Annotated in this window: 15 protein-coding genes and 2 CRISPR repeat arrays; of the genes, 5 read left to right on the top strand and 10 right to left on the bottom strand. The window is 33.4% G+C overall.

Annotated elements, in window-relative coordinates; translation table 11 throughout:
* Nucleotides 1-72 precede the first annotated feature (72 nt).
* The 3 genes from typA to ABEG63_RS20865 form a co-directional block, all read right to left on the bottom strand.
* Nucleotides 73-1,881 carry a translational GTPase TypA gene (typA, locus tag ABEG63_RS20875; RefSeq protein ID WP_346587343.1) on the bottom strand — a complete coding sequence of 603 codons (1,809 nt, stop codon included), beginning with the start codon at nucleotides 1,879-1,881 and terminating at the stop codon, nucleotides 73-75.
* 202 nt (nucleotides 1,882-2,083) lie between these two features.
* On the bottom strand, nucleotides 2,084-2,632 hold the full coding sequence (locus ABEG63_RS20870) for a type 1 glutamine amidotransferase domain-containing protein (RefSeq protein ID WP_346587342.1): 549 nt from the start codon (nucleotides 2,630-2,632) through the stop codon (nucleotides 2,084-2,086).
* Between the two features lie 136 nt (nucleotides 2,633-2,768).
* Entirely contained in the window at nucleotides 2,769-3,038 is a 270-nt protein-coding gene (locus ABEG63_RS20865; RefSeq protein WP_346587341.1) for a DUF1294 domain-containing protein, read from the bottom strand.
* A gap of 57 nt (nucleotides 3,039-3,095) precedes the next feature.
* Here ABEG63_RS20865 and ABEG63_RS20860 point away from each other — a divergent pair, with 57 nt between their 5' ends.
* Nucleotides 3,096-3,452, top strand: a complete 357-nt coding sequence (locus ABEG63_RS20860; RefSeq protein ID WP_346587339.1) for a hypothetical protein — start codon at nucleotides 3,096-3,098, stop codon at nucleotides 3,450-3,452.
* A gap of 336 nt (nucleotides 3,453-3,788) precedes the next feature.
* Here ABEG63_RS20860 and ABEG63_RS20855 read toward each other — a convergent pair whose 3' ends face one another.
* The 5 genes from ABEG63_RS20855 to cas9 all read right to left on the bottom strand — a co-directional run bounded on the left by ABEG63_RS20855 (nucleotide 3,789) and on the right by cas9 (nucleotide 14,237).
* The gene (locus tag ABEG63_RS20855) at nucleotides 3,789-4,469 is read right to left on the bottom strand and encodes a YceI family protein (RefSeq protein WP_346587337.1); all 681 of its coding nucleotides are present in this window, start codon (nucleotides 4,467-4,469) and stop codon (nucleotides 3,789-3,791) included.
* Nucleotides 4,470-4,658: 189 nt separating this feature from the next.
* Nucleotides 4,659-5,177, bottom strand: a complete 519-nt coding sequence (locus ABEG63_RS20850; RefSeq protein ID WP_346587335.1) for a DUF6155 family protein — start codon at nucleotides 5,175-5,177, stop codon at nucleotides 4,659-4,661.
* Nucleotides 5,178-5,463: 286 nt separating this feature from the next.
* A CRISPR array of direct repeats spans nucleotides 5,464-6,743; the repeat unit is 47 nt; unit sequence GTTGTGAATTGCTTTCAAACTTTACTATCTTTGTGATAATACACAAC.
* A 107-nt stretch (nucleotides 6,744-6,850) separates the two neighbouring features.
* A CRISPR array of direct repeats spans nucleotides 6,851-8,360; the repeat unit is 47 nt; unit sequence GTTGTGAATTGCTTTCAAACTTTACTATCTTTGTGATAATACACAAC.
* 365 nt (nucleotides 8,361-8,725) lie between these two features.
* Nucleotides 8,726-9,064, bottom strand: coding sequence for a CRISPR-associated endonuclease Cas2 (gene cas2 / locus ABEG63_RS20845; protein ID WP_346587333.1), 339 nt, complete (start codon nucleotides 9,062-9,064; stop codon nucleotides 8,726-8,728).
* A complete protein-coding gene (gene cas1, locus ABEG63_RS20840; RefSeq protein ID WP_346587331.1) occupies nucleotides 9,061-9,954 on the bottom strand; it encodes a type II CRISPR-associated endonuclease Cas1 in 894 nt (297 codons plus the stop codon). Before cas1 ends, cas2 begins: the two co-directional genes overlap by 4 nt.
* Nucleotides 9,955-9,965: 11 nt before the next feature.
* Entirely contained in the window at nucleotides 9,966-14,237 is a 4,272-nt protein-coding gene (cas9, locus tag ABEG63_RS20835) for a type II CRISPR RNA-guided endonuclease Cas9 (RefSeq protein WP_346587330.1), read from the bottom strand.
* A 669-nt stretch (nucleotides 14,238-14,906) separates the two neighbouring features.
* Between cas9 and ABEG63_RS20830 the strand changes: the two genes are divergently transcribed.
* A complete protein-coding gene (locus ABEG63_RS20830; RefSeq protein ID WP_346587328.1) occupies nucleotides 14,907-17,030 on the top strand; it encodes a Tex family protein in 2,124 nt (707 codons plus the stop codon).
* Nucleotides 17,031-17,040: 10 nt separating this feature from the next.
* Nucleotides 17,041-17,619 carry an RDD family protein gene (locus tag ABEG63_RS20825; RefSeq protein WP_346587327.1) on the top strand — a complete coding sequence of 193 codons (579 nt, stop codon included), beginning with the start codon at nucleotides 17,041-17,043 and terminating at the stop codon, nucleotides 17,617-17,619.
* Between the two features lie 197 nt (nucleotides 17,620-17,816).
* Here the strand turns inward: ABEG63_RS20825 and ABEG63_RS20820 are convergent, their stop codons facing one another.
* Complete coding sequence (locus ABEG63_RS20820) at nucleotides 17,817-19,385, bottom strand: M20/M25/M40 family metallo-hydrolase (RefSeq protein WP_346587325.1); 1,569 nt, start codon at nucleotides 19,383-19,385, stop codon at nucleotides 17,817-17,819.
* A gap of 430 nt (nucleotides 19,386-19,815) precedes the next feature.
* Complete coding sequence (locus ABEG63_RS20815) at nucleotides 19,816-19,992, bottom strand: histone H1 (protein WP_042720556.1); 177 nt, start codon at nucleotides 19,990-19,992, stop codon at nucleotides 19,816-19,818.
* 608 nt (nucleotides 19,993-20,600) lie between these two features.
* Here ABEG63_RS20815 and ABEG63_RS20810 point away from each other — a divergent pair.
* Entirely contained in the window at nucleotides 20,601-21,521 is a 921-nt protein-coding gene (locus ABEG63_RS20810) for a helix-turn-helix transcriptional regulator (protein ID WP_267402812.1), read from the top strand.
* 81 nt (nucleotides 21,522-21,602) lie between these two features.
* Nucleotides 21,603-22,808, top strand: coding sequence for an MFS transporter (locus ABEG63_RS20805; protein WP_346587322.1), 1,206 nt, complete (start codon nucleotides 21,603-21,605; stop codon nucleotides 22,806-22,808).
* The last annotated feature ends 91 nt before the right edge of the window (nucleotides 22,809-22,899 follow it).

Here is a 22,899-nt window from a genome sequence, read left to right as displayed (position 1 = left end):
TATAAAGCTAGTATACAAATAAAAAAAAGTCCTGAAAAAAATCAGGACTTTACTTTATTTATAAGAATTTAATTAAGCTTTTGCTTGTCTTTCTACTCTTTTTCTTTCTTCTTCAGAAAGGATTTTCTTTCTCATACGGATGAAGTTTGGAGTAACCTCGATCGCTTCATCAGCCTGGATATATTCCATACATTCTTCAAGAGAGAACAAGATTTTTGGTGCTACACCTGTATCTTTATCTTTACCTGAAGCTCTCATGTTGTTCAACTGTTTTGCTTCAACGATGTTTACTACCAAGTCACCTGGCTTGTTTTGCTCACCGATCACCATACCTGCGTAGATTTCCTCACCCGGATCTACGAAGAACTTACCTCTATCCTGTAGTTTAGCAATAGAATATTCAGTTGCAGGACCTTGAGTTTTGCTGATCAATACACCATTGTTTCTTCCAGGAATAGCACCTTTGAAAGGCTTATATTCTGTGAAACGATGTGCCATAATAGCTTCACCTGCAGTAGCTGTTAACATTTGAGAACGCAATCCGATCAAACCTCTTGAAGGAATTTCGAATTCCATGTGTTGCATCTCGCCTTTAGTTTCCATGATGTGAAGATCTCCTTTTCTCTGAGTTGCCAAGTCGATAACTCTTGAAGCATACTCTTCAGGAACGTCAACTACCAAAGATTCATAAGGCTCTAATTTCTCACCATTTTCATCTTCTCTCAAGATAACCTGTGGCTGACCAATCGTCATTTCATATCCTTCTCTTCTCATTGTTTCAATTAAAACTGACAAGTGAAGAATACCTCTACCGAATACCAAGAAAGTGTTTGCATCATCAGTCTGCTGAACTCTTAATGCCAAGTTTTTCTCTAATTCTTTAGTTAATCTTTCTTTAAGGTGGTTTGAAGTTACATATTTACCATCTTTACCGAAGAAAGGTGAATTGTTGATAGAGAACGTCATGTTCAATGTAGGCTCATCAATCGCTGTTCTTTCCAATGGTTCAGGGTTTTCAAGATCTACGAAAGAATCTCCGATCTGGAAAGCATCAAAACCAACTACAGCACAGATATCACCTGCCTGTACTTCAGTTACTTTTTTCTTTCCTAATCCTTCGAAAACGTATAATTCTTTTACTTTTCCTTTTACCACTTTACCGTCTGCCTGAGCAAGACCAATCCACTGAGATTCTTTGATCTCACCTCTTGTTACTTTCCCGATCGCGATTCTTCCTAAGAAAGAAGAGAAATCTAGAGAAGTAATCTGCATCTGAAGGTTACCTTCAGTTACATTCGGTGCAGGAACATATTGTAAAATCCCGTCTAGTAATGGTAAAATATCTTCAGTTTGCTCCAAAGATGTGTTGAACCAACCTTGCTTAGAAGAACCGTAGAACGTTGGGAAATCCAATTGCTCTTCAGTAGCTTCAAGGTTGAAGAATAAATCAAATACCTGATCGTGAACTTCGTCCGGACGGCAGTTTGGCTTATCTACTTTGTTGATTACAACCAATGGTCTTAAACCTAATTCTAAAGCTTTCTGAAGTACGAATCTTGTTTGTGGCATTGGTCCTTCGAACGCATCCACCAACAAAATAACTCCGTCAGCCATTTTCAATACTCTTTCTACTTCCCCACCAAAATCGGCGTGACCAGGAGTATCAATTACGTTAATTTTAGTGTCTTTATAAGTAACAGAAATATTCTTGGATAAGATGGTGATCCCTCTTTCTCTTTCAAGATCATTGTTATCCATAATTAATTCTCCACTCTCCTGATTTTCTCTGAAAATATTGGTAGCGTGAATGATCTTGTCAACCAAAGTCGTCTTCCCGTGGTCAACGTGTGCGATAATCGCAATATTTCTAATGTTTTGCATATAGGATTTTTACGGGTGCAAAAATAGTGATTTTAAATGGAATATTCAGCAATAAGTTTTGATAATTAACAAATTCATAATGAAGAAGTTATTTATTTTAACATCTAAATCATTAACAGAAGCGTGATTACGAGGGCATATTAAACAAGAAAAAGGTTTAAGTTTTACCACCTAAACCTTTTTTATATTATAAATTCAAAAACTACAAAGTCTGTTCTTTATGTTTTCCTTCCTTTATTTCCTCTACCATTTTAGCATTGAAAGCCGGGAGATCTTCTGGCGTACGGCTTGTTACCAAACCACTGTCAACCACTACTTCACTATCTTCCCAATGGGCTCCTGCATTTTTCAAATCTTTACTGATTGAATTTACGGATGTCAAATTTCTTCCTTCCACTACCTCAGCATTGATTAAAATCTGCGGTCCATGACAAATAGCTGCCACTGGTTTATGTTGTTGGAAAAAGTCTTTCACAAAACTTAAAGCTTTATCGTTTGTTCTCAGTTGATCCGGATTGATCACGCCACCAGGCAAAACTAAGGCATCATATTCTGAAGCATTTGCCTCATCCAACGTTTTATCTACATTATACTCTTTTCCCCAGTCTTTTTCAGCCCAAGCTTTAATGGTTCCCGATTCCGGACTGATGATATGCGCCGTCCAGCCCTGCTGCTCTAAATGCTCTTTTGGTGATGCTAATTCACTTTCCTCGAATCCATGTGTTGCCAGAATGGCGATTTTCTTTGACATAATTTTATATTTTGGTGTTTACAAGTATTGTGAAAAGAAAATATAATGCCGAGGTGGGTGGATGTGGTATCTAAAGTTTTTTTATGTTGGAAAAACAGTCATTTAAAACCTTTATGATTGAGCAGAGATTACTTACTTATAGCATAAGCATCAATTTATCTCTTAAAAAATATATTATTATCAATTGAACTAGAATAACCACTCCAAACTTCCACAAAAAAGACTTCTTCGATACTTTATGTCTGAAAATCATCATGGCAATAATAGCTCCAATGGTTCCTCCAAAAAACGTCACCGTTAACAATGAAGATTCTGAAATTCTTCTTTGATGTTTGATGGCTTTTCTTTTGTCTAAACCGAAAATAATAAAACTCAAAAGATTGATCGCTATTAATATATACATCATAAAGGCAAATCTAAAACAAGATTCCATAACTTTGCAAATTCATTAAAAATAAAATCAATGACAGTACAGGATCTGGTAGGAAGTTATTCAATTGAAGGCAGCAATCAGGAAGCATCTGATCAGCCTTCTTATCATGGCATATTAACTTTATCTCTCGATGAAAACAACCGTATCGTGGCACAATGGATTATCGGTGACCATCTGCAAAACGGTACCGGATTTTTTAAAGACCAGATTTTAGTCATTAATTTTAATTATGAGGGTGAAGATCACAACATCTATAAAGGTGTTGCTGTATACCGCTGTTTAAGTAAAGACGTATTAGATGGTTTTTGGTCTGAGAAGCATGGGAATCCACTCTATCTTGGAAGTGAGTATTGTGTGAGGGTGAAGGATTCTGAATTTTTGAATTAATTTTTTAAACTGAACTTCACTACAAGTATCTCGAAATTAGCTGATCTTTATACAATTATAAATCCTGAGAATAATCTCAGGATTTACTTATTGTCAGCTGATAGAATCTATAAAAGGTAAATCAATTCCAATTTTATAATCTTCCTAATACACTTCGCTTTGCCGTGTTATTCAAAGTGACGGAAAGGTAATTTTTTAACTTGCGTTTCTACAAAAAACTTACTTCATTTTGTTGCGACCGTAGAAAAGCGAAGGCCGTAACAAAACTTCAATTAAAAAAACAAAAAAACTGCTTCCCAAAGAAAGCAGCTTCTAGATTATTTATAAATCTAAAAATTATTTTTTAGCCTTTACGTCAACAGCGATTTCGATGTCTTTACTGATTCCCCATTCTGCAGGATCTGCTTCAGACGTACCGAATTTAATTCCCCAATCTGCTCTGTTTACAGTAAATTTAGCCTGTACAGAAGCTGAACCTTCAGCAACTTCCACTTTCGCAGGGAAAGTAACATTAACTGTTTTTCCAGATAAAGTAAGGTTTCCGCTTACTGTTTTGTTCGCTCCTTCAATAGCTCCTTCTTTCGGTGCTTCAGCTAAATCTGCAACACTTGTAATTTTGAACTCTGAAGTTGGGTTTTTAGTTACATCAAAGAAATCAGCACTTTTAAGGTGAGTTTCAAGATCAGCCGGTTTTTTATCTTTTTCAGTTACTGAAGCCGGATCTACTTTAATAGAAGCCATATCGAGTACGAAGCTTCCCGCAGAAACCTGTCCGTTCTCAACATTCAAATCTCCAGATTTTACAGTGATTGTTCCCCAACGTGGAGCAAAACCTCCTTTGTGGAATGCTTTCCAGTTTACCACAGAAGTAGCAACATCTACTGGTAAAACTTCACCTTTTCCTTCAGCAACAGTTTGTTCAGAGTTTGTAGCAGCGCTGTCTGCAGCTTTTTCCTTGTTACAAGATGCTGCTAATAAACTTACAGCTACTAATCCAATTACACTCAGTTTTTTCATATTATTCAATTGTTAAAAATTTATTATTTAAATATAAATCAAATTATTCTTAAGCCTTACCCTTAATTTGACAGGTCAAAAATATAAAAAACAGTTTTTTCATCACCTTACCATACATCAAGAAATGAAAAAAGCGGGCTTTTTATACGGATTTTAGTCAAATATAGTGAATCTGATTATTTTCTGAAATTAAAAATAATATTTATGATAAAGATCTTTCATATCATCAGCAAAACCATAACCACAACAAGATGACCATTTTACACACTGGATCGCCCTTTGTTGAAATTGCACTAACAAATTATGCTTTTTTAAAAAGTCCAGAGCGATCTTATAGTTATTATAAGTAGAGTTATAAAACTGTACAGAATAATCTCCATATAAGGCGGTAAGTTCACAGGCACTTTCTGGCAAATAAAGCATAACATCAGCCATTGACTCTGGTAATGGTTGTAAACTCTTAAAATCAGAAATAATCTTTTTTGCAACAGAAAATTTTTCTGTACTTCTCTGTGGATACTCTACGTTAAATTCTTTACGGATAAGTTTTTTGTATTTTTTAATTAAAGCTTCTTCATTTTTAGGATTTAGATAAAAATTATAAAACTCTTTTACTGAATTATTTTTTTCATATAAATCAAGAACTTGTTCTAGTAATTGATTTTTTGATAGTTTTAAAAGTTCTTTTTTTAATGCTATTTTAGACATTCCCGAAATTTGGAATAAAATTACATATTTGAAGTTTAAATATTATACTTGAACCTTACAATTTTTTATATTAAAATTTATTATCTTCGTGATAATACACAACTATATCATAATCGTATTATGTAATAAACTGTTGTGAATCGCTTTCAAATTTTGTTATCTTCGTGATAATACACAACGCTTCCAGCTCTTCAGTGGTAAGCACTTTTGTTGTGAATTGCTTTCAAACTTTATTATCTTTGTGATAATACACAACTAGGAACTCTTTTCGTTGATCTCATTCTTGGTTGTGAATTGCTTTCAAACTTTATTATCTTTGTGATAATACACAACTATGGATTTCCTTCTAATGTAAACCCGCTAGTTGTGAATTGCTTTCAAACTTTACTATCTTTGTGATAATACACAACGTCCGCTTTGGAGTATATCACTAAGCAAACGTTGTGAATTGCTTTCAAACTTTACTATCTTTGTGATAATACACAACTGTGGGAAAATAAAGAACCATCAAACAGCAGTTGTGAATTGCTTTCAAACTTTACTATCTTTGTGATAATACACAACTTCCCCCTCTCAATTAAATTGAAAAGAGGAGTTGTGAATTGCTTTCAAACTTTACTATCTTTGTGATAATACACAACGCCTGTAATAGTCAACCATCGCAAATCATTGTTGTGAATTGCTTTCAAACTTTACTATCTTTGTGATAATACACAACGTTAAAGCCGATTTTTCAGACTCGCAAAGAGTTGTGAATTGCTTTCAAACTTTACTATCTTTGTGATAATACACAACGAAATCATCAGAATAGCAAAATCAACAACAGTTGTGAATTGCTTTCAAACTTTACTATCTTTGTGATAATACACAACCTTTCATTTGACGAGGATAGCACAACCGCAGTTGTGAATTGCTTTCAAACTTTACTATCTTTGTGATAATACACAACAGTAATTTGTAAATTCGAATTTTGGGTCTAGTTGTGAATTGCTTTCAAACTTTACTATCTTTGTGATAATACACAACATGAGTATAACATTTAAGAAGATAGACAAGGTTGTGAATTGCTTTCAAACTTTACTATCTTTGTGATAATACACAACATACTTTAATCGCCCTATGTCATTACCTTGGTTGTGAATTGCTTTCAAACTTTACTATCTTTGTGATAATACACAACTGCAAATACCGAAATGACAGCAATTACAGCGTTGTGAATTGCTTTCAAACTTTACTATCTTTGTGATAATACACAACGAAGTTGTTTTGTAAAAAGAAATGGAATTTGTTGTGAATTGCTTTCAAACTTTACTATCTTTGTGATAATACACAACTTGGCTTAATGAATTAGGCTTCACTACACAGTTGTGAATTGCTTTCAAACTTTTACTATCTTTGTGATAATACACAACTTTTTAGTTTTTGATGGAATCAAATTTTCCGTTGTGAATTGCTTTCAAACTTTACTATCTTTGTGATAATACACAACAACTCCTGCAAAACCTCCCTTAAAAAAAGAGTTGTGAATTGCTTTCAAACTTTACTATCTTTGTGATAATACACAACATCCTTGAAGAAATCTTGTCATAATCTGTAGTTGTGAATTGCTTTCAAACTTTACTATCTTTGTGATAATACACAACATACTTTTCCCAATCCTCTTTTGTTTCTGAGTTGTGAATTGCTTTCAAACTTTACTATCTTTGTGATAATACACAACTTGTCGGCCGTGATAGTGATTTTACCTGTAGTTGTGAATTGCTTTCAAACTTTACTATCTTTGTGATAATACACAACTTGGTGGAATTTTTCCACTCATCGCTTCAAGTTGTGAATTGCTTTCAAACTTTACTATCTTTGTGATAATACACAACGATCTTATCAATTTCCATAACGAGATTGAAGTTGTGAATTGCTTTCAAACTTTACTATCTTTGTGATAATACACAACAGAATCGGCGTTCGTGATTATGTGCTTAATGTTGTGAATTGCTTTCAAACTTTACTATCTTTGTGATAATACACAACTAATAAATTTTCAGGACTCGCAGGTGAAGTGTTGTGAATTGCTTTCAAACTTTACTATCTTTGTGATAATACACAACGGGAATGAATTCGATGAAGAAATGGCAAGAGTTGTGAATTGCTTTCAAACTTTACTATCTTTGTGATAATACACAACAGCGAAGGTAAATTAACAAGTATTTCACTTGTTGTGAATTGCTTTCAAACTTTACTATCTTTGTGATAATACACAACAAAATTGGATGATAATACGTCCACTTGGAAGTTGTGAATTGCTTTCAAACTTTACTATCTTTGTGATAATACACAACAGAGCGTAATAACCGACATTCCCAAAGGGGGTTGTGAATTGCTTTCAAACTTTACTATCTTTGTGATAATACACAACAATACGACTTTGAAGAACCTCTTCCCCCTGGTTGTGAATTGCTTTCAAACTTTACTATCTTTGTGATAATACACAACTGATTTTTTTTATTTAAACTGTAATAGAGAGTTGTGAATTGCTTTCAAACTTTACTATCTTTGTGATAATACACAACAGTCTGCATTTGTCATATCAAACTTATCTCGTTGTGAATTGCTTTCAAACTTTACTATCTTTGTGATAATACACAACGTATAATAACGTTTTGGTATTGCTTTTACAGTTGTGAATTGCTTTCAAACTTTACTATCTTTGTGATAATACACAACATAATAAAAATAACTAACAGATATGCTACTGTTGTGAATTGCTTTCAAACTTTACTATCTTTGTGATAATACACAACGCATCAACAGTAATGGTAAGGCTTGAGAGAGTTGTGAATTGCTTTCAAACTTTACTATCTTTGTGATAATACACAACTCTGAGCTTGGAAATTAGATATCTTACCCAGTTGTGAATTGCTTTCAAACTTTACTATCTTTGTGATAATACACAACTTGATAGAGAAATATACTGCTGAAAATAGCGTTGTGAATTGCTTTCAAACTTTACTATCTTTGTGATAATACACAACAAAAATGATTGGTGAGAAAATATGCTGCAGGTTGTGAATTGCTTTCAAACTTTACTATCTTTGTGATAATACACAACATAAAACACCTTTTTAATAATTATAATCATGTTGTGAATTGCTTTCAAACTTTACTATCTTTGTGATAATACACAACCTTCAATTCTGAAGCAAAACGAACTTGATAGTTGTGAATTGCTTTCAAACTTTACTATCTTTGTGATAATACACAACAATATTGCTGCTGAAACTAATAATAAAACAGTTGTGAATTGCTTTCAAACTTTACTATCTTTGTGATAATACACAACAAAAATTCTTCTTCAAAATCCAAGTATCTCGTTGTGAATTGCTTTCAAACTTTACTATCTTTGTGATAATACACAACATAACTAACAACTAAGATATGAAAGCACAGGTTGTGAATTGCTTTCAAACTTTACTATCTTTGTGATAATACACAACCTCAAAAAATAATCTACTGAAATTCAGTAGATTATTTTTGTTTTCAGGATTTAAAATTTAGAATAATTCGAGCTGCTGAAATGTGGGTGGAGGTTCTTCTCGATTTCTGGCAAAAAAGATTTCAATATCTCCAAATTGCTTGTCTGTGATACACATAATGGCTACTTTACCCGCTTTGGGAAGCATAAATTTCACTCTTTTAATATGTACTTCCGCGTTTTCTCGACTCGGACAGTGCCTAACATACATAGAGAACTGAAATAAGGTAAATCCATCATCAATCAGCCCCCTACGAAAGCGATTGGCATCTTTCATATTAGCTTTGGTTTCGGTTGGCAAGTCATATAATACTAAAACCCACATAATTCGGTATGCATTAAACCTTTCGGCATTCATATCAGTTCAGGATAAGAAATTAACCTTTTTTCACCAGTATAGCACTTATATAAAGAGGTTACCGTTGTTTTTACAGCAACTAGTAAAGGTCTCATTTTATCATCAATTCTTACATCTCTGGTAGCTATTTGAAGGATATGTGCTTTAAATTCTTTGGTTAACTCCTCTGTTTCAGGACATTTAGCAAGCCATTGCATCACCAACATATCAACAAAAGGACGATAAGGCTCCATGAGATCATCAGCAAGACAGTAAGGATTGTATTTGTTTTTATGAAAGATACCGAGCACCGGAAGCAATCCAGTTTCCACAATTGCTCTTGCCACAATACTTCGAAGTACGGCATAACCAAAATTGAAAAACTGATTCGGTGAATCTCCAAAACGTTGTCTGAGAAAATCTAAACTTATAAGATATTTCCAATAATGCTGAGCCGCAATACCTTCCATATTGGTGATATCACCACTTTTTACGTTGTTTTTATAATCACTCATGGGTTCATAGTAGTTCCCCAATCTCATCAATACATTCTTTTGGTTTTCAATTTTACATTCGATGGTTTGTTTCCAAAGTTGTTTTTTTAAAGGTTCACTCGCTTCCAACTGATCTTTTACCCGATCAGAATGTTCGGAATGTCCATAAAGTGGCAACATAATTCCGTGTGGTAAATGTTGTGCATCACAGCTTATCACCACTACATTATTCCCCATCATTTTTTGAATGAGATTATGTGAAATCGTAATCTGAAAATGATCCAGCATCAGTAGCCCCAAATCTTCCACAGGAACACTCCCCTTTTCCGTTTTAGCTTCCGGACAAAGGATTTTCATCTGCTCATCTTTTAATTTGAGATAAGCTGGATTGCCGATGTAGATGGAGCGAGTGATCATAAAACTAAATTTTAATATTCTCCGATTTTCACAATGTCTCCTAAATGATTAAGACGTACTTTCACGATATTCTGAATCGCATTTAATCCTAATTGAGGCTTGTATGCAATTCCGTTTAATTCTTTTTTCTCCTCCACTGTTGTTTCTAAGTGATGTCTAAAAAAGTAATTTTTACTTGCAATCTTTTGAACTCTAAATAAATTTGGACCAATCTTCTTTTTATTTTTTGGATGTAATAAATCAATTTCCTTAGGGTTAAATCCCGTTTTTTCATTAGGAAAAATAAAATATTCATTTTGTTTCATAGTGAATAAAAACTCCCAACCCAAACCTTGATTATATTCCTTATTAATAACAGGTTCACCAGCATTTACTAATTGAACAGCATCAAACAGAGACACAACCCTTTCCTGAAGATTTCCTCTCTCATCTCGGTAAATAGCAACATGATGATTATTTCCCGTGCTTATAAAATCAACAGGAATTTTATTCTCATTTTCATCTAAAATTTCATTTCCCAAATGATCTCTTTTGAAATGTAAAAATTCTGCGTTTTTAACACCAGAAATAGTTACTCTTTTAATGCAAATACCTTTTTTCTCATTAAGCCAAATTGGGTTTTTATCTAAATCTGAAAATGCTTTTTTCGGATCATTTCCGAATTCTTCCAATCTTTTTTTTAGAATTCGCTTAACACTTTCATCTAAGATTTTATCAATCGTTTTTAAATCTTTAAAATTGTCTGGACTGATATCTTTCCTGATGGAATAATCTTCTTCCAGCCAAGTTAATTTAATTACTTCTGGTAAAGTTTCAGTTTTTTCCTCATTAAGATAAATCGGATTTTTACTCAAAATATTTTTTCCTGCAAATGCTTTCTTCGGGTCATTTGAGTTTTCAAAAAGCCTTTGAAGCAAGAGTTTTTTATAAATAGGATTTGCTACTTTATTAATTGTAATCTCATCAAATTTCGCACTTACTTTTTCGTGTTTATTAACGTAATACTGATATTTTCCATAAATGGTTTCTTTATGCAACTGTCCTCTTGGAGTCAATTCAACCTTAATTTTTTCGCCGTTTTTAGATTTGGTTTTATTTTTATTTTTGGTCACAACCTTATTCTTAGCTTTGTGCGAAACTAAAATATTTTCTAAATGCTCTTTAGCCTGTTCTCTAAAATTTGGTATAGGTAACTTAAATATTCTCTTCTTATTTCCGTCTTCATCATATTTCCAAGTGGTTTCTTTATTTTCAATTCCAATTATAGTATTATGTTCTCTATGGCTTTCGTCTTTTCGTGCGTTTAGAAAATTAAGAAACTGAATATGACTTTGTTTAGTAAAAGCCACTGTTAAAGCATCTATTGCGTGATGACGATGATCATTTCTTTTGCTCCAATCCACAATTCGTTCTTTGAAACTCCCATCTTTTTTCTCTACTTTCTCGGTTAATCCTAATGCTTTAAATTTATCAAAATTAAGTTCCTGCATAATGTTGATTAGATCCCAATCCTGACGTAATCTATCAGTCACACTTCCTGTTGTAGGTGTTACAACTCTGCAAATTTCATATAAAAGATTTCTAGCTTTTTTTGCAATATATTGACTATCACGCAAATCTCTATCGATAAATCCATCTCCGATTTCGGATTCTTGCTTTAGTAATTTTTGATATTTGGCTTTGCTTATTTTCTTCTCTTTAAATAAAGCTTCAACAATAGAAATATATTTTTCAAAACTTTCCTCTGATTTATGAAACATATAATCATTACCTGTTTTATTCCCTTTTTCTAAGTTTGCGAATCTTGGTACTAAAACTTTATTAGAGAAACTATCATCAAACATTTTTGATTGTGGGATTATATGGTCAATATCATAATCTTTACTATATAATTTTTCATAATTTATTTTTTCATCAGTGTATAAATCTTTATATGCATTAAAAGATAACTCTTGATATAATTTATATCTAACAATATCATTTTTACTAGGATTCTTAATGTGTGGAAAATCTTTCTTAATGATATCTCTTATTTTATCATTCGCAATTTTTGAAGCATTAATATTCGTCGTCATTTCTGCCCTTTCTTTGGCATTCTTTTTCAGTTCGCGTGCAAGTTCAATACGTATTTCATCAAACTTGAAATATTCTGTAATATTTCCTTCCTCATCTTTTTTACTATTGGATTCAATGATCGTATTGATGACATTAACCAATTGATTCAGAATTTTTTCAACAACAGGATTTCTCAAGCTATTTTTCTTGAGTAATTCCAATCGGTTTTTTAATGGTCGAGTAGCAATTTCTTCTTTGGTTAAAGACAAAGCAGAATGCTTATAACCAGCCTGTAAACAAGCTTTATCATAAGACAATTCCTTAATGTACGGATATATTTTACGCATTGCTTTAGTGCTTAGATTTCCGTAATCATCAGTAAAAGCAACGCTTGCTAAAATCTGTGAATGTTCTTTTTTAAAACCAAATTTTTCTTCCAAAAGTCTGAACAAGGTATCATTTCCTGTCTTAGAATCATCTTCCTGATAAGAATACAGCAAATGCCAAAGCTGGTAAGAAGCTTGTTTCTCAAAATCTTTTCCATCTAACTCTGCATCAAATTCTAAAATTTCCGTATTAATTCCTAAAACTTCAAAAATATTTTTTATCATATTTTTTATCTCAGAAACAGGTGCTTTTAGTTCGGAAACATCAATATTATCTTTTCCTTGAAGCTTTAGTAAATCTTCATCATATCCTTCCAGTTCTAAAATTTTCAGATACGCATCGAATAATGATTTATTGGTTCTGTTACCTTCTAATTCAGAATAATTCATTTCCCAATCTGATGGTTTATTACCTAAAAATTCAATAATTTTTGCTGATTTGAGGTTTCCTCTAATATTTAACTCATCAAATAATTTCTGTTTGGTTTCTAAATCAAAAACAAAAACCTTTTTTTCTTCATCAAATAATGTTATTGCAGAATCTTTCTTCAAACTCCTTTTTTTACTTCCTTTTTTTCTAACCAAAACATTATTCAAAACTTGCCAGATTTTAAATTCCTGAAATAAAGGCGAAGATTTTGGAGCAACTTTTAATCCTATTGTTTTCTTATGTTTGTTGATAATTTTTTCTCGACTTTCAAATTCGCAAAAACTGACCAATCCTTTTTGGGACTTTAGTTTTCTTTGATAAAAAATAACAATATCTCGGATTTCCGTTTTTAATGTCTCTGTTAATTCAGAATGAAATTTTGCTTGTGTTTCCCAAATTTTCTCAAATTCATCTAAATAATCCTGTCGATAAAAAACCTGATTTTTTAATCTCGTATGCGGATTTTCTTTTAATTGTTGATATAAATATTGCCCAACCGTCTGATTATTAAAATACAACTCTTTGCTTCTATCACTTATTGCACCCAAATATCCACTGGAGTTATTTAAATTATTATTGATTTCTGTAATTACAAAAGCAACTTCCTCTTTTTCCAATTGTTTAAAAACAGCATCATTTCTCCATTGATAAGCCTGCAGCTTTTTTTCTTCTCTAGATTTTGCTTTATTATCAGCAGTATTGAATTTATATTTTGACCAAAACATTGCAGATGTAGCACGTTGCCCTTTCCCTTTTAATTCTTTATAAAACTCATCAGTCAGAATTTCGGCATAAAACTGTTTCTGAAAATTCCAGACTTTATCAAATTCTGACTGTAAGTCTGAGCGGTAAAAATCTGGCAGATATCTTTTTCCTTCTTTTAATAGTTGATATGCCAATTGACCAGGCGTAAGATTTTCATCGTATAATCTTTTAGCAACAGCCATTCCATCGATAATTTGCCCTTCATCTTCATTTTTAGCCTTACGACTGCTTTTGTAACCACGTTTTTTATTAATCGCCAAGAAAACTCTTGCCAACTCTTCTTTCTCAATTTTCTCAACAACAGATTTTGCTCTAAAAAAATAGGTAGAATGTGTGGTATTTTTCCCATTTTCGGCCAAAATTGAATTATTATTAATCATATCAGCTTTCAATAAAGCATCAATTAAGTTTTTTCTTCTATCCTGATAACGATCAAGATTTCTCCTTGCTCCACGTTTCAAAGTTCTGTCTGCATTTATCGAAACAGGCTTTCCTTTTTCGAAATTAGTTTGTTCATCCGTTGATAAAGGATTTACACGAACTCCAATTTTTTGAATGGAAGATTGCTCAGGGGAATCACCTTCAATGATATGGGCAAAACCAATTGATGTTGTACCCAAGTCTAATCCCAATATATTTTTAGCCATAATTATTCGTTTTTTGAAATTACTTTAAAAATAGAAAGAAAAAAATAATGTAAAATACGGTTTCCCTTATTTCCTATAAAAAATTAATTTATATCTTTGAAACCGAAAGCAATTCACAATAAGGATTATTCCGTTGTGAAAACATTTAGCGCCTCGACTACCTTCGGGGCATTTTTATTTTATGAAGTATAATTTTTCACTTAATTATAAAAAAGAAAAAATAATAATTTGCTTATATTTGCAAAATTAATAGGTAGCTTATGGCTACCTATTAAAAATGTTCTTATTTGCGTTTTTTGCAATAAAAACAAAATGGCTTAGAGAGATGAACTCTTTTTTTGCTTCGCCAATGTATAAATGAGCGAAAGCAAATCAATTCTTTTAAATCCATAGATAATAAATTTAAAGGTTAAACATTATCTTTAAGCTACAATCCCCTTGGATGCGCCAACATCAGGGGATTTTTCATTTCACCCATCTCTTTTCAGAGGTTGTCATTCTTAAATTGAAAGCAATTCACAACTCTACAAAGTCAAATAATTTGTTCTTTTGGTTACAGTTGTTTGACAAAGATAGAAAATACATTTAGCAAATTATACTTTGTAGAGAATTATTTTAAAAATTTGTTTTTTGAAAAATATTGTATTTTAGCACTTCCAAAAAATTTCAATGAACACCATTAATTATATACAACAAACCCTCAATATATCCGAGAAAAGCATTAACGCAACGTTAGAACTATTGGCGGAAGACTGTACGATTCCTTTTATTTCCCGTTACCGAAAAGATAAAACCGGAAATCTGGATGAAACGCAGATCGAACAAATTTCTAAGCTTAATAAGCAGTTTGATGAAATTATAAAGAGAAAAGATTCAATCTTAAAATCAATTGAAGAGCAAAATGCATTAACTCCGGAACTGAAACAGAGAATTGAAGAAAGTTTCGATATTCAGGAGATTGAGGATTTATATTTACCCTTCAAAAAGAGAAAGAAAACCAAAGCTGATGCGGCAAAAGAAAAAGGACTGGAACCTTTGGCTAAAATGATCATGAGCCAGAAAGTTCAGGATTTGGAATTTTTAGCTTCAAAATATATAAATGATGTTGTTTCGACTGAAGATGAAGCTTTGCAGGGTGCAAGAGACATCATGGCAGAATGGATCAATGAAAATATGTATGTGAGAAAAAATCTTCGCCGATTGTTCCAAAGAAAAGCGGTGGTGACTTCAAAAGTCGTAAAAGCGAAGAAAGATGAAGAAGATGCTCAAAAGTTTTCACAATATTTCGATTGGGAAGAAAATCTGAACAGAACACCTTCTCATCGATTATTAGCGATGTTGAGAGCAGAATCTGAAGGTTTTGTAAAAACAAACATCGGAATTGATAAAGAGGAAGCGATTGATTTTATTGAAAACGCGATTATCAAGTCAAATAACGAAACAGCGGAACAAATTTCATTAGCCATAAAAGACAGCTATAAAAGACTATTAGAACCCGCTATTTCGAATGAAACGTTACAGGAAGCCAAAGAAAAAGCAGATAAAAAAGCTATCGAAATTTTTTCTGAAAACCTGACTCAACTATTGCTTGCTCCGCCTTTGGGAGAAAAGAGAATTTTGGCAATTGATCCAGGCTATAAAAGCGGTTGCAAAATTGTTTGTCTGGATGAAAAAGGAGATTTACTACACAACGAAACCATCTATCCTCACGCTCCGCAAAACGAAAGCGGAATGGCGATGAAAAAAATCCGTTCGATGGTGAATGCTTACAATATTGAAGCAATATCGATCGGAAACGGAACCGCAAGTCGTGAAACTGAGTTTTTCATTAAAAAAATTGCATTCGACAAACCATTGCAGGTTTTCGTGGTTTCGGAAGCCGGAGCTTCGGTATATTCGGCAAGTAAAATTGCAAGGGATGAATTTCCAAGTTATGACGTGACGGTTCGTGGTTCGGTTTCTATCGGTCGAAGATTGGCAGATCCGTTGGCTGAATTGGTAAAAATTGATCCAAAATCAATTGGTGTTGGTCAGTATCAACACGATGTCGATCAGACTCAGCTTAAAAATGAACTGGATTCTACAGTGATGAAGTGCGTGAATTCTGTCGGTATTAATTTAAATACCGCAAGTAAATCATTATTAAGTTATGTTTCCGGAATCGGTGAAAAGATGGCGGAAAACATAGTCAATTATCGAACCGAAAACGGCGCTTTCGAAGATAGAAAACAATTGAAAAAAGTTCCTAGATTAGGTGAAAAAGCTTTCCAACAGGCGGCTGCGTTTGTGAGAATTAATAATGCTAAAAATCCTTTGGATAATTCTGCAGTTCACCCTGAAGCCTACAAAATTGTCGAAAAAATGGCAAAAGATTTAGGGATAAAAACTGATGAATTGATTGCCAATAAAGAGAAAATTGCATTAGTTCAACCTGAAAAATATATTACCGAAGACATCGGAATTTTAAGCATTAAAGACATTTTAAAGGAACTTGAAAAACCGGGATTAGATCCAAGAAAAGCAGCTAAAGTTTTTGAATTCGATCCTAACGTGAAAAAGATTACCGACTTAAAAGTTGGAATGATTTTACCGGGAATTGTGAATAATATTACGGCTTTTGGATGTTTTGTAGATTTAGGAATTAAAGAAAGCGGACTTGTTCATATTTCTAAACTAAAAGACGGTTTTGTGTCTGATGTGAATGAAGTGGTGAAATTACATCAGCACGTTCAGGTGAGGGTAACGGAAATTGATGAAGCGAGAAAAAGAATTCAGTTGAGTATGATTTTGTGAAAAAATTATCTTGAAAATATCAGAAATTAAAGAAAGAAAAGTCATTCACAGACCGACTCTCGATTTTGATGAGTACGGAAAGAGGATTTATCATTCTTATGAATATCACCTGCCTTATAATCCTGGTTTCAAAGACAGCGAAACCCAAAGATTATTTGCAAAATGGATCGATATGGCGGTATTTTCTTTAATTTTTTATTATCTATTTAATCAGACTCTTATTTTCAGTATTTTATTTTCGATTCCGTGTGTTATCATTTTTGGAGCGATTACTGAATGCTATTTTGGAACTACTCTAGGCAAGAAAATATTCAGAATGAAAGTGATTGACGATGAAGGAAGTTATCCTAACTTTTCGAAATCATTAAAAAGAAATTTCTTATGTCTCGCTAATTTGTTTCCTGTCTTTTCAGAATATAAATACAAGAATGCAGCACATGGAACGCGAACAGGAATTCGTATGAATTTCAGTATGCACCTTAACAATAAAATTTGCACAACTTATATTGTAAAAGAAAGTAAACTAAATGAAATCAGGAACTTACTTGATGTAGAACCCACTAAAAATAATGTGCGACTTATTGATTAAGCCGCACATTTAATTTCTATGACAATCTTTGTATCTCATTTCAAGATTGCTTCTTCACTTTGTTCATCGCAATGACTGCAGGCTACTCCCCTAGCCCCGATTGAAACGACATCCTTTTTGGTTGCGGGCGGAGCGAAGCGGAGCCCGTAACCAAAAAGATACAGTGGAAAGCGGGATTAAGCTCCTAAAAATTATATTTAAAATCCTTTAGAATCTCTTCTCGGTTGCCTTACTTCCGGCCATTTGGTCGCCTGCCCTTTGTCGTCAACAGGCATTGCACGTTTTTCTCTGTTGGTAAATTCAGGATCTTCAGAAGCCATATACGCCAGCGTTGCGGTTAAAACGACATTAGTTTTTACTTCATCGAAAACGATCTTATCATAAGTATCTTTCGTGGTATGCCATGTATATCCGAAATATCCCCAATTTAAAGAGCTTAAAGAAAAGCCAGGAACACCTGCGGCAACAAACGAAGCATGGTCAGAACCACCTCCACCCGGCATTCCAGGGAAGTCAGTTTTAATTTGATCTTTGATATTTTTTGGTACTGCATTCAGCCATTTCCCGATGTAATCATAAGCATTCACAAACCCTTGTCCGCTGATATTGACGACTCTCCCCGTTCCGTTATCCTGATTGAAAACAGCCTGAGTTCCTTTGATAATTTCCGGATTATCTGCTACAAAACCTCTAGAACCGTTCAAGCCCTGCTCTTCGCTCCCCCAAAGCCCGACAACAATTGTTCTTTTATTATTAGGATAATATTTTTTAAGGATTCGCATCGTTTCAAGCATTGTTAAAACACCCGTTCCGTTATCGGTCGCGCCTTGTGCACCATCCCAAGAATCTAAATGAGCCGAAAGAACCACATATTCATTAGGTTTTTCTTTTCCTTTAATCATCCCGATGGTATTAAAAGTTTTCGCATCAGGAAGAACTTTCGACTGAGTTTCTACTTTAATCTTTGGTTTCGCACCGTTTTCAGACATTCTGTATAACATTCCGTAATCTTCCACATCAATATCAATCATTGGAATTTTACTTGTTTTAGCTCCAAAAATTCTATTGGCTCCCATAATTCCCGTCCAGTTGGAAATCACAATTCCTGCAGCTCCAGCTTTTTCCAATGCTTCAGGTAACGTCGTATTATCGTAACCGATATTTTTCACATAATCATTGAAATCTTTGGTCGCTTTTTCTTTCTCGGCTTTTAATTTTTCATACAATTCAGGCGTTGCAAACTCCTTGATCTGCTCATTCGAACGTCCGATTTTTTGATATTGAGCCATTAAAACAATTTTTCCTTTTACGGAAGGTAACCATTTATCAAACTCAGCTTTGGAAGCAACTTTAGGAAGAACTACCACTTCAGCTTCTATTGCTTTTTTGGTTGAAGGGCTCCACGCCAATTGAGTTGCGGATAGAGATTTAATTCTCGGATATATCATATCAACGTGCGTAATGCCTCTCTGCCACCCTTTCCAAGTACCAAATTGCTGTAAATTGGCCTCAATATCCCACGAACGAAGCTTATTGGCCGTCCATTCGTTCGCCGCCAACATTTCGGGAGTTCCCACCAATCGCGGACCAACTCCATCAAGAAGTTCGTACGCCATTCCCTCCAATTGAGAATTGGTATTTATTTCATTTACAAAACTTTGAACAATCGGATTAAGTTTTTCTTTCGAATCTACCGTAATTTGTGCCCAAGAAAAATGTGTTGCAAATACAACAGCGGGCATTGCAAAAAATCTATTTATCTTCATAATCTTCATTGATTGGCTTAAAGATAAAGAGATTCGGGGAGAGAGGAAAATGTTTTTAGGGTGAATTGTGGATGAGTAATCCATGTGAAATAAAATAATTCCAATATCTTAAACCATTAAGATTTATATTAAGAAGTTAAGGAAAATTAAGTTCAGCTACGCTTTCATTATACAATAATCAAAAAGTAGTTTAAACTTTCTTGGATAACGTTTAATTTTTTATCGGCGTTCCATAATTTTATCATAGATAAAATCCTTGCGTCTTAAAAGTGTATAACGGTTTAAAAAGACTTTTGCGCCTTTGTGATAAACCAACAGTATGAAAAAAATCTAAGCAATCTGATGGAAATAAAAAAATCAATGAATTTATTCATTAACGATGAGTTATTTCCAAAAAAAAAACCGACTTAGAAAGCCGGTTCTGGAACAATTATTTTTTTGATTCCTCAACAGAAACTTTTCTGAATTCTTTGAACAACTTGCTTAATTCTAAAGCTGATTTACGAGCTCTAGTTCCAGCAGCTTTGTTTCCTTTTTCTGCTTGTTGGTTTGCTTCAGTTGCGAATGCTTCAAATTCCGCGTTGATTTTTTCAATTAGTTCTTTCATTATTTTTAAAATTTAGGCTGCAAATATAGGTTTTATGGTGATTCCAGCCAACTTTGACAGAAAAAGTTTTATCAGTTTAATTTAAATTTAACAGCATTCTAAAAATTACTTCTAATTTTTTAATGAAAAAGTCAAAATTTAGCTAGAATTCTTTTAAAATGCTTACTGATAAAGCGCTTTTCTATTTTTTATGAATGTCTTTAAAAATTTCACAAATAAGCGTTTTTATTAAGGATAATTATTTTTACCATAAAGTCCATAAAATTTTCATTGTTACGAACTGTTTTTATAGTTGGCTTAAATTTCTAATTTCAATTTTACAGGGTGTCATTTTGAGCGAAACGCAGTGGAGTCGAAAAATCTCAAATATCTGAATTTTAAAAGATTCTTCATTTCATAATGCTGCGCAAAATTCCTTTCAGAATGACAAAAAACTTTAGATAAAATTTTAAACAAGCTCTTAATATTCATAAGGATATCTGTTCAACAAAGACCACACGATCAATCATTTAATTTGAAATTACAAAAACATCTATTTATTATATTAATCACAATTTATTTCCCAAACAAGAATCTTTCTCTATATTTGATTTTTATAATTATATACAATGAGCGATCAGCTGGAAACCATAAGTGATTATTACAAGAAAGTAAAAGATGGAAAAGTCACCATTTTTGAAACCGACGATTTTGTTGCCGGAACTTCTCATTTCAATATCACGATGAGGAAATACTGCAGCTCCCGAAGCCCTTACAGCAGACGGGATTATTATCGCGTGAGTCTCATCATCGGCAAAGGAAAATTTCAATATGGAAATCAGACGATTACGATTGAAAGTCCGTCATTATTCTTCCCTTCACTGAATATTCCTTACAGCTGGGAATGTGAAGATGTGATTCAGGAAGGCTACACCTGCCTTTTTAACCAGGAATTTTTCAGTGGTAATTCTGAACTCCAGTTTTTTAAGAAAACATCGCTTTTTAAAGAATGGAGCTCCCCTCTTGTTGTGCTTACCGAGGAACAGACGGAATTAGCAACGCTTTATTTTGATCAGATTTATAGGATTAATAATTCATCTTATCCTTTTCGCTGCAACAGCATTAAAAGCAACCTCGTTTCGGTTCTGCATCTGGCATTGGAAAACCGCATGGAAGATATCAGCATGAATAATCTACCCGCCAATGTGCGCTTATACAGAATGTTTGACGAACTTTTAAACAAACAATTCCCTTTGGATTCACCTACTTATCCTCTTGAACTAAAAACGGCTTCAGATTTTGCAGATCACCTGCATGTGCATGTAAATCATTTGAATTCTTCGGTAAAGTCAGTCACCAATCTTACTACCACGCAGATTATCAAAGAAAGAATTCTCGAGGAATCTAAAAATCTTTTAAAATACACCAATTGGGATATTGCTGAAGTGGGCTATACTTTAGGCTTTGAACAACCTTCTCATTTTAATAATTTCTTTAAAAAACATACAGACCATTCGCCATTGCAGTTCAAAAAAACATTAATTATTTGATTTTTGTAATTTTTGCTTTGTCTTTTAAAATTCATTTTTCTGAACCTTGATGTAATTTTGTATCATTAAAATGAAAAGAAAATGTTGAAAGAAGCATCATTGCAACGTATCAAGCTGATAACCATTATGGCATTTGTGTCTATTCCCCTTTCTGGATTTGTTACAGACATCTATTTGCCGTCGTTTCCTTCTATGGCGAAAGGATTAGCGGTTTCAGAAAAAGATATTCAGATTACGCTCACCTCGTATTTATTAAGTTACGGAATTACACAGTTGTTCATTGGCAGCATTTTAGACAGTATCGGGCGTTATCGACCAAAATTGGCAGCATTGTTTCTGTTGATTGTAAGCAGCCTTCTTATAACGCAGACCAACAGTATTTTACTGATATCATTAATGCGTATTTTACAGGGAGTTGCGGTTTCAGTTTTGGTGGTTTCCACACGAGCTATTTTTGTCGATCTCTACGATCCAGACAGAGCAAAGCACTTTCTAAGCTATTTTACAATAACTTGGTCTTGCGGGCCTATTCTTGCCCCGTTTTTAGGTGGTTATTTGGAAAAACTATTCAATTGGCAGTCGAATTTTCATTTTTTGGCAATCTATGCCGGGATTTTATTTTTATTCGAATGGTTTTTCAGTGGAGAAAGCCTTCCTCAGAAAAAGAAATTCAGCCTTTCTGAAAATTTAAAGCTCTATAAAATGATGCTGAAAAGTAGAATATTTATCCTCGGAATTATGATTTTAGGATTAAGCTATTCTGTTGTCATGGTGTTCAATATCACTGGCCCATTTATTATTGAGAATACTTTTCACTTTAATTCTGTAGTTATAGGATACTGTACGTTAATTCTTGGATTTTCATGGATGATTGGCGGCTTAATCGGTAAAAAAAGACTTTCGTTACCAGATGACAAACGTGCCTTAAAACCTGTTGTTCTTCAGATTATATTGATTATTTTAATGCTTATCACGAGTTATTTTTCCGAAAGCTTATTTATTATGATTCCTTTTGCGTTTGTCATTCATATTTGTTCAGGAATTTTATTTACTTCGTTTTTTACCACAAGTATGCTTCACTTTCCTAAACATGCAGCGACAGCCGGCGGACTGATGGGCGGATTGGTCTACGTAATTACTTCGGCAACCAGTTTTATTATTTCTGCCACAGGATCTGTCACCCATCAGAAAGACCTTTCGTGGAGGTATTTCATTATCGGAATTATATTATTTGCAGTTATTATCATATTCAACCAAACCATTAAAAAAACGAAAACAGAGCATTAGCCTCTGTTTTCGTTTTTTTTGAAGCTTTTTCTCGCTTTCCGCACTCGCTATTTTTTTGTGTTTTGGGGGGGGGGGGGGGGGGGGGGGGGGG

Source organism: Chryseobacterium sp. C39-AII1 (assembly GCF_039672645.1).
Taxonomy (GTDB): domain Bacteria; phylum Bacteroidota; class Bacteroidia; order Flavobacteriales; family Weeksellaceae; genus Chryseobacterium.
This window is presented reverse-complemented; position numbering and strand designations above follow the sequence as displayed.